At 67.6% G+C, this 7,997-nt stretch carries 8 protein-coding genes and 3 pseudogenes; 5 read left to right on the plus strand and 6 right to left on the minus strand.

Annotated features, from left to right (window positions below; genetic code table 11):
• Positions 1 to 223 precede the first annotated feature (223 nt).
• A complete protein-coding gene (locus ABT130_RS46180; RefSeq protein ID WP_350966286.1) occupies positions 224 to 2,338 on the plus strand; it encodes a TerD family protein in 2,115 nt (704 codons plus the stop codon).
• Positions 2,339 to 2,518: 180 nt separating this feature from the next.
• Here ABT130_RS46180 and ABT130_RS46185 read toward each other — a convergent pair whose 3' ends face one another.
• From ABT130_RS46185 to ABT130_RS46200, 4 genes and pseudogenes are all read right to left on the minus strand, one after another.
• Complete coding sequence (locus ABT130_RS46185) at positions 2,519 to 2,707, minus strand: hypothetical protein (RefSeq protein ID WP_350966287.1); 189 nt, start codon at positions 2,705 to 2,707, stop codon at positions 2,519 to 2,521.
• A 127-nt stretch (positions 2,708 to 2,834) separates the two neighbouring features.
• Positions 2,835 to 3,254 carry a phosphatase domain-containing protein gene (locus tag ABT130_RS46190; protein WP_350921428.1) on the minus strand — a complete coding sequence of 140 codons (420 nt, stop codon included), beginning with the start codon at positions 3,252 to 3,254 and terminating at the stop codon, positions 2,835 to 2,837.
• Positions 3,255 to 3,357: 103 nt separating this feature from the next.
• A pseudogene (locus tag ABT130_RS46195) lies at positions 3,358 to 3,612 on the minus strand (DNA polymerase beta superfamily protein); the annotation flags it as partial.
• 56 nt (positions 3,613 to 3,668) lie between these two features.
• Positions 3,669 to 3,845, minus strand: a complete 177-nt coding sequence (locus ABT130_RS46200; protein ID WP_350966288.1) for a hypothetical protein — start codon at positions 3,843 to 3,845, stop codon at positions 3,669 to 3,671.
• 274 nt (positions 3,846 to 4,119) lie between these two features.
• Between ABT130_RS46200 and ABT130_RS46205 the strand changes: the two are divergent.
• A pseudogene (locus ABT130_RS46205) lies at positions 4,120 to 4,488 on the plus strand (transposase); the annotation flags it as partial.
• A 98-nt stretch (positions 4,489 to 4,586) separates the two neighbouring features.
• Positions 4,587 to 5,048: an ankyrin repeat domain-containing protein gene (locus tag ABT130_RS46210; RefSeq protein WP_350966289.1), complete on the plus strand. Its 462-nt coding sequence runs from the start codon at positions 4,587 to 4,589 to the stop codon at positions 5,046 to 5,048.
• Positions 5,049 to 5,051: 3 nt separating this feature from the next.
• Here ABT130_RS46210 and ABT130_RS46215 read toward each other — a convergent pair.
• A pseudogene (locus ABT130_RS46215) lies at positions 5,052 to 5,478 on the minus strand (IS5 family transposase); the annotation flags it as partial.
• A 72-nt stretch (positions 5,479 to 5,550) separates the two neighbouring features.
• On the opposite strand from ABT130_RS46215, the gene ABT130_RS46220 reads away from it, so the two are divergent.
• A complete protein-coding gene (locus tag ABT130_RS46220; protein WP_350966291.1) occupies positions 5,551 to 6,216 on the plus strand; it encodes an ArsR/SmtB family transcription factor in 666 nt (221 codons plus the stop codon).
• Between the two features lie 74 nt (positions 6,217 to 6,290).
• Complete coding sequence (locus ABT130_RS46225) at positions 6,291 to 7,529, plus strand: MFS transporter (protein ID WP_350966290.1); 1,239 nt, start codon at positions 6,291 to 6,293, stop codon at positions 7,527 to 7,529.
• A 41-nt stretch (positions 7,530 to 7,570) separates the two neighbouring features.
• Here ABT130_RS46225 and ABT130_RS46230 read toward each other — a convergent pair whose 3' ends face one another.
• Complete coding sequence (locus ABT130_RS46230; RefSeq protein WP_350966292.1) at positions 7,571 to 7,894, minus strand: Tn3 family transposase; 324 nt, start codon at positions 7,892 to 7,894, stop codon at positions 7,571 to 7,573.
• Positions 7,895 to 7,997 lie beyond the last annotated feature (103 nt).

Below are 7,997 nucleotides of genomic sequence, written 5' to 3' on the forward strand. Positions count from 1 at the left end.
GCTGGGCAGTGAGTCACGCTGCCGACGACGCGGCCTGAACCGTCGAACCCATCGACGGCGAGGAGCTGCAAGCTCGGTCGTTTACGGCCGAGAAGCTGACACACCAGAGGTCATTCCAGGGATGCGTTATTGAATTGCCCCCTTTGGTCGAGACCGGATGGTTGATTGTGCAGGCCCAGAAAACCCGCAGAGCATAGACGCGTCTCGGCTATAAGGTGCACCCGTGGACACTCTGGAAAGCCTCGTCATCGCCCGGCGGCTGCGCGTCCCCATCGGCGACGCTCCCGCCGGTTCCCACCCGGGCTGGGGAGAGGTGGCCGCCCGCCAGCTCGACGCCGCGCTGTTGAGCGTCGGTTTCAAGTGCTCGGCGGCCCTGCTCGACCGTCTGGCGAGGCTGCGCGGCGAAACCGTGGTCGATCTCGGCGTGCGGGTCCTGGCAGCCGTCCGCCACCTGGTCGGCGACCACGTGCAGCACAACGCCTACTTCCTTAACTTCCCCAAGAACGTCCCCGACACCATCGAGTTCTGGGTCGGGCTCCTGCGGGAGGCGCTGCTCGACCCGGTCGCCGCCACGCGCGTCCAGCCGGCGACGCTCAACCTGCTCGCGTTGCCCGGCTACGGCCACTACCAGCACACCTACGCCGACCTGCTGGCCGCTCACGCCGAGCTGATTCCGCTGGCCGGTGACCGGGTGACCATGCTGGAGTTGGGCGGAAGCCTGGAGTCGGAGGCGCGCGAGCTGTACTTCTCGCTGGCGGGCTCGGAAGTGCCGCTGTCCGCCGAGGACCTGACAGCGCTCCGCACACTGGCCGCGTTCTGCGCCGACGAGCCCGAACGCATCCCGGTGCGCGAGAACCGCGCCATCATCAACGAGGTGCGCCTGGCCGCGGGGCGCCCGCTGCTCGTGGACACGGTGACGGACGTGCTGCGCCTCGCCTGCGGCTGCTCCGGCGGTGACGTCACGCTGTCCGAGCGGACGCGCTTCCGCTCGTTCCGCCGGGCCGAGCGCCGCGCTCTCCTGCAGGCCCTGGACGCGGTCGCGACGCCGGCCAAGCTCGGCGACGTGCCCCGCTACCAGGAGCAGTGGAAGCGGCTCGGCGAGCGGCTGCACCCGCACGAGTACCCGCACCTTCCGCGCGCCGTCCAGGTCTTTGAGGTCGCCCGCGGCGTCCGCCCGGCGCGCAGCTTCGACAGCCGCGTCGAGGCGGCCCTGTCGGCCGACCGTACCGGCGACGCGGTCGAGCTGCTGGGGAAGGCGCCTGGCGCGTTGCTGCGCCGTCTCGATCACCTGCTGCGGACCGGCACGTCGGCTTCGGCTGTGCTGGACGCCGCTGAGAAGGCCGCGGTGGGTGCTTCCGGCCGGGTGCTGCTGTCGTTGCGTGAGCACCTGCAGAACCGGCTCGCGCCGGCCGCCGGGCGTGTCTTCGCCAACCGGCACGGCCGGGCATGGGCGACGGCTGATGCCCGCTCCCCGATCGAGGAGAGCGTCGTGTCGCGGGCGGCGGCCATCCTGGACGAGGAGATCACCCGGCGGCTTCCCGACCTCGGCGAGCTGATCGTTGATCCCGAGGCGCTCGACGTCGCCCTGCCGCTGTCGGGCAAGGCCGTCGCGCCCGGGCTTGGCATGTTGCCGCGCGGTTCGCTGTCGGCGGTGGACGGGGAGCTGCTGCGGTTCTTCGTCTACTGGCGACAGGCCGAGCGGCGCACCGACTACGACCTGTCGGCCCTGATGTTGGACGCCTCCTACGGCAATCCTGAGCACATCTCGTGGACGAGCTACCGCAACGGCTTCGCTGAATACTCCGGCGACCTCACCGACGCCGCTGACGGTGCGAGTGAGTTCATCAACATCCGCCTTGCCCAGGCGACCCGGTCGATCATCATTCCGCAGGTGAACATCTACAGCGGCGAAGCGTTCGACGAAGCCGCCGAGGCGTTCTTCGGCTTCATGAGCAGGGACGCCGAGCAGGAGGGCCTGCCGTTCGAGCCGCGCACGGTACGGATGAAGTCCGACCTGCGTGGATCAGGCCGCGTCGCCCTCCCGCTTGTCTTCCTGCGCGGTGACGACGGCGCCTGGCGGGCGAAGTGGCTGCACCTCTACCTGAAGGGCCACCCCGGCTTCAACCAGGTGGAAGGTAACCGCGTCACGGCCTCTCTCCTGGTGCGCTCAATCGTCGAGCGCGACCACCTGCGGGTCCGATACCTGGCCGATCTACTGCGGCAGAAGGGCTCGTCGGGTGAGCACACCACCTACATCGGCTTGCAGGTGCCGGCCGATCTACCGAAGGGCGCGCGGGTGTACACGCCTGGGACGCTGCACGAGCTGATCCCCGCCTGATAGTGTGGAGATCGCGAGGTCATGGGAGGGCTTCCTTCTCACCTTTTTTGGAAAAGTATCTAGCCTTCCCGCTTTCCTCGTGTTCTGGTCGTGAGGCCATTCGAGAGCTTCCTTCTCACCTGGTTCGATTCCAGGTAGACCCCAGTGGGTCTACTGGCGCTTCTAGTCCTCGGGCCTTCCTCACGACCGGTCGGCTACGCACTGCTTGCATGGCTTTTTACCTGCTGCGCGGGCGTCCGCCTCGCTCATTTCCAGGATGTCGTGGAGCGTGTATCCGGCCTGTTCGCTGCCGCGGCGACCTGCCTGGAACCCTGAACACTCGGTCAGGTGGTAGTAGTCGCTGGCTTTGGTCGTGATGAACAACGTCATTCCCGGCTCCTAGAAAGGTTTGTCCGCTGCGGCGCGGGCTGTGGCGAGTCTCGCCTCCACCTCACGGCGGAGCCAGGACAGCATGTCCTTGCTCAACGGTCCTCCTCGGTGATGCCGCGGGCGCTCATCAGTAGTTTCCTTCGGCGACTTGGAGGACAGTCAGGCCCAGTGAACGCCACATCTTGACCACGCCCGCGCGGTCGTCAATGACCCCAGCGATCTTCCTGAGGGTGAAGTTCCGCTGGTAGATGTCGCGTTTCACCTTCACGTCGGGCCGGTTGTCGTGGTCGTCGCGCATCCACAGGCCCTCGGCGTCGTCGAGGTGGCCGACGTTGGCGGCCAGCCACATCTCCGTTTGGCGGCGGCACTGTTCCTTGCGTCCGGACACGTAGGCGATCGGATGTCCGGCGAGGATCAGCGCCTGAACGACAGCGACGACGGGCGGGTTTGGTGTGTCCTCCCCTACCCGGTGCCAGTCGTAGGGGTTCCGGTCTCCTCGGAGGGCTAGGGTGCCGTCGAGGTCGACGATCCACAGAGCTTTACTCATGGCTTCAGCCACTCCTGCATCCAGCACTTGGCGTATGCCTTCACAATCCATTGGTTGACCCGCTTCATGTCCGGCTGGTCGGGCAGGTCGGAGGTGACGGTGAGAGGCTGTACACGGTCAGGTCCAGGTCACCGTGACCGGAGCGGACGCCTTCGGGTTGGGTGCGGAACACGTATTGGTCGAACCGGTTGAGGCCCATCACGTAGTCGGGTGGCTCCAGGCAGATGCCCATCTCGTCTCGGTCGTCGGTGCCGATGATGTTCGTGCCGTGGACGCCTGAGCCGACCTGGCAGCGCAGGATCGTCAACGTGTCGGCGATGGCCTGGAACTCGGGGGTGGAATGCTTGGTCCAGCTCACATGTCCTCCTGGGGGGCTGGCTGCCAGCCTGCCACCTCGCGGGCGGTGGTCAACGGTCAGACCTCCTTCACGGGCAGGAATCGTTCGGCTGGCCAGTGGCCTGTGATGGCCTCGGTGTCGTGTTTACCGCGTTGGCATCGGTGCAAGATCAGGGTGACCTGGCCGCCGCCGATGGTGTACGTGTCGTGTCTGACGTCCACGGCCTGCATGCGGTGCCGATGAAACCAGGTCACGGCGTCTCCTCGGGGGTGGCGATGGCGGCTCCGGGCAGGGCTCCGATGATCTCGACGCCGAGGAGGCACCCGTCCTCGTCCACGTAGAAGACAGTCTCTTCGCCAATCGGGAAAACTGCTGAGCAGGTAGGCGCCCCACGGCTGGCCGTAGCGCCGCACCTTTACCACAGCGAGATCTGCCCCGACGGTCGCGTATTGCCACTCGGGGAGATCTGTGTTTGGCCCAGCTGTTTCGGCGGTCGGGCCGGGTTCGTCTGGCAGGCACCGGCCTGACCTCACCGGCGCCCGCGTGCTCGCCGAGCTCGGCGACGACCGCGCCCGCTTTGCCGACGCCCGCGCGCTGAAGGCTTACGCCGGATCGGCGCCCATCACCCGCGCCTCGGGCAAGAGCCTGGTCGTCCACCACCGCAAGGTGAAGAACCAACGCCTGGCCGCCGTCGGCTACGTCTGGGCCTTCGCCTCCCTGCGAGCACCGGGCCCCAGAGCCCACTACGACCATCGGCGCGCTGAGGGCGATCGGCACTCCAGCGCGCTGCGTAACACTTTCAACCGGATGCTCGGCTGCCTGCACCACTGCCTGCAAAAGCGGAAGGCTTACGACGAATACGCGGCCTTCCCGCCGCGCACTCAACGCGTGGCGTGAAGGCCCGCTAAGCCCTCCACCACCTTCCTATCGCCCGAACCGGTCTGTCCGGCGAAAACCGATGGATCACGAGGACACTGCCATCCAGACTGGGCCGCATGATGAAAGACGACCTGGTATCGGCGGCGACAATCAGGGAGGCCGAGGGAGTCAGGAGGCTGCTGGACGGCGCTGTGTCCCCGGATGAGCCCAACGAGGACGGCAGCACGGCCCTCTATCAAGCCGCCGTGCAGGGGGACGCGGGCATCGTGCGGATGTTGCTGGCGGCCGGCGCCGATCCCGACCGGGAGAGCGGGGTGACAGCGAAGGGCTGCCCCCTGTGTGCCGCCGCGGCCTGGGGACATCTCAAAGCGGTGATTGCGCTGCTCGACGCCGGCGCCGATCCCGACCGGCGAGAGGACATCGAAAGGACCGCGATGACGGCCCTGCACTGGGCGGCGTCGAACGAGCACCTGGCTGTCGTGAGAACACTGCTCGACCGGGGCGCCGACCCCGACCTCGATGATTCCGCCGGGCGCACCGCCCTGTCTCATGCCGCCGAGCGCGGCGCGACGGCATGAGGTCCGGAGGCGGCGCAGGCAGATGAGGCTGCATGCCAGGGCGAGCAGGCCCTGATGAAGATCGGCGCGGTGTTCGTAGCGGATGCGTAGCCGTTTGAACTGATGTAGCCAGGTGAAGGTCCGCTCGACCACCCACCGGATGGCGCCCAGCCCGGAGCCATGTGGGGTGCCGCGGCGGGCGATGACCGGCGTGATCCCGCGCGTGCGCAGGTGGCGGCGGTGGCTGGGGGTGGTCATGGCCGCGATCGGCGTACAGGCGTCGGGGTTCGCGCCGGGGACGGCCGTGCACTCCGCGGATGGGCGGAACCTTGTCCAGCAGGGGAAACGGCTGCGTGACGTCGTGGTGGTCGCCGCCGGTCACCGATGCCGCCAGTGGGGCGCCGTGCGCATCCACGATCAGGTGCTGCTTGGATCCAGGTCGTCCTCGATCGGCCCTAAACCGCAAAGACTTGTTCGCGAAGAAGTCTTTGCGAAGAAGTCTTTGCGGTTTAGGGTGGACGGTATGACTGACCCAAGAGTGAAGCTGGATGGTCCGCAAACCGAAGCGGACGCGGTTGTTCTGGATGCCAAGGGGCTGCGCGCCTTGGCGCACCCGGTACGCGTGCAGTTGGTCGGGCTGCTGCGGAAGTACGGCCCGTCCACGGCTACCCGCCTCGCGGAACGGCTGAGCGTGAATTCCGGCACGGCCAGCTACCACCTGCGTCAGCTCGGCGCGGCCGGTTTTGTCGAGGAGGACACGGAACGCGGTAACGCGCGAGAGCGCTGGTGGCGCTCGGTACACCGGACGACCTGGTTCAACGACCCGGACCTGGCCGAGCGAGAGCCCGAGGCCGCACTGGCCTACCTGCAGTCTGTCGCCGCCATCTACACCCTGCGCACTCAGCAGGCGCTGAACGAGCTGCGGACGATGCCTCGCGCGTGGCGGGATTCTTTCGACATGAGCGACTGGGCCCTTCGGCTCACGCCCGAGGAGACCGCCGCTCTGTACCGGGAGTTGCGGGACGTCATCGCCCGCTACCGGCGGGATACGCCGGAGATGGCGGCGAGGGCCCCCGAGGGAGCCGAACGGGTCGCCCTTATCACCTACATCCTGCCTGAGCTGGACGCGCCCGCAGCGGCGGCAGTTCATGCCGGTCCCGAGAATGCGTTAGGAACGGAGAGGTCTTGAGGGAGGGTGTTTCGGGCGCTGACCGCATATCCGGCAGGCGGTCCTTACGGCCGCTGGGTGGAGTGCTGGCGGCCATGGCCGTGTCGCTGACCGGTACTCGGATCTCGGCCGTGGCATTGCCCTGGTTCGTGCTCGTGACGACCGGCAGCGCCACCCAGACCGGGCTGGTCGCCTTCTTTCAGATGGCTCCATACGTGGTGGTCAAGGCGTTCACCGGGCCACTGGTGGACCGGATCGGCCCACGGCCTGTTTCCTGGACCACGGATCTGGTCAGCGCGGCCGCCGCTGCCATGGTTCCTCTGCTCCACGCCCTGCACCTACTGTCTTTTCCGCTCCTGCTGGTCTTGGTCGCGGTGATTGGCGCGGCCCGTGGCCCAGGCGACCTGGCCAAGGAAGTCATGGTGCCGGAAGCAGCTGAGCGCGGTGGGGTACCGCTGGAGCGGGCCACCGGTCTGTCCGGCGTGATCGAGCGGCTTGCTTCCACCGTTGGCCCAGCAGTCGGCGGCTCGCTGGTGGCGCTGCTCGGCCCTTTGACAGGGCTTGTCGTCAACGCGGGCTGCTTTGCTCTCGGATCAGTGATCATCGGACTGGCGTTGCCTCGCGGTATGGGGCACGCAACCGTGGAAGCCTCGTCACAGGAAGACGAAACGGGACCGGGCTACTGGCGACGATTCGGCGAGGGCTTCACCTTCCTTCGCGGCGAGCCGTTGCTGCTCACCGTCATCGTCATGGTGGGGATCACCAACCTGCTGGACGCGGCGATCAACTCGGTGCTCATCCCCGTCTGGGCCAAAGAGTCCGGCAACGGGCCGACTGCGATCGGCCTGATGGGCAGTGCGATGGGAGCCGCGGCGGTCGCCGGGAGCCTGATCGCTGCGGCGGCCGCGCACAGGCTGAATCGCAGGGCGGTGGTTCTCATCGGATTCCTGTTGGCCGGGGCGCCGAGATTCCTGATCCTCGCCTTCGATGCCCCGCTGGGGGTGGTATTGGCCGTCTTTGCCGTCAGTGGGTTCGGTGCCGGCTTCATCAACCCAGTGCTGGGGGCCGTCCTCTTCGAACGGGTGCCGCGCCGCATGCTTGGCCGGGTCAACGCGCTCGGTGACTCGCTGGGCTGGGCCGGGATCCCTCTCGGCGGCCTGCTCGCTGGGGCGGCGGTGGCCGCTGTCGGACTCGCGCCGGTACTGCTCGTCTGCGGGGCCGTGTACTTTCTCACCACGAACCTGGCGGGACTGCGGCCGGAGTGGTGCGAGATGGACCGTACGGGTGGGCGGGGCACTCCAAGGAAGACGCCTCACAATGCGGTGCGGATGTAGCGACATGACGCTCCCGCGGAGGAGAGTGTCCCCCGGGGCCTTCAGACGTTCTCGGCGCTTTCGTCGGCCGCATTCGGGTCGTGCGGCGGACGCAGGCCCGGCACCGGGGACCGCGTGAAGGCGTAGCGGCCGAGGAGGTTGACATGGTCGAACTGGAGCGGGGAGAGCCGGGCGAGCAGTTCGTCGGTTATGGGGAAGCCGTTGGCGGCCGGCTGCTTGACGGCGGCGTCGATGTGGAGACTGTTGAACAGCACCACGGCGTTGAGTGCCAGGCCGAGGGGGCCGGTCTCTCCAGGCATGGAAGCCCGACTCCGAGACGCTTGAATGCGGCAGCAGACCTGGATGGGAAGTCCTTCGGCGGCCATCACCGCGTTGGCCTCGAACCGCCTTTTGGGGGCACCGCCTCTCTCAACAGCTCGGCGGCACGCCTGGTCACGGCCAGCTCGGTCTCCAATTCGGCGATCCGGC

The organism is Streptosporangium sp. NPDC001681, from assembly GCF_040298085.1.
Lineage (GTDB): Bacteria > Actinomycetota > Actinomycetes > Streptosporangiales > Streptosporangiaceae > Streptosporangium.

Coding starts and splice junctions, on each gene's coding strand:
- ABT130_RS46185 (WP_350966287.1), bottom strand. CDS start 2,707: ATGACGTTGTTCATCACGACCAAAGCCAGCGACTACTACCACCTGACC.
- ABT130_RS46190 (WP_350921428.1), bottom strand. CDS start 3,254: ATGAGTAAAGCTCTGTGGATCGTCGACCTCGACGGCACCCTAGCCCTC.
- ABT130_RS46210 (WP_350966289.1), top strand. CDS start 4,587: ATGATGAAAGACGACCTGGTATCGGCGGCGACAATCAGGGAGGCCGAG.
- ABT130_RS46220 (WP_350966291.1), top strand. CDS start 5,551: ATGACTGACCCAAGAGTGAAGCTGGATGGTCCGCAAACCGAAGCGGAC.
- ABT130_RS46225 (WP_350966290.1), top strand. CDS start 6,291: ATGGCCGTGTCGCTGACCGGTACTCGGATCTCGGCCGTGGCATTGCCC.
- ABT130_RS46230 (WP_350966292.1), bottom strand. CDS start 7,894: ATGGCCGCCGAAGGACTTCCCATCCAGGTCTGCTGCCGCATTCAAGCG.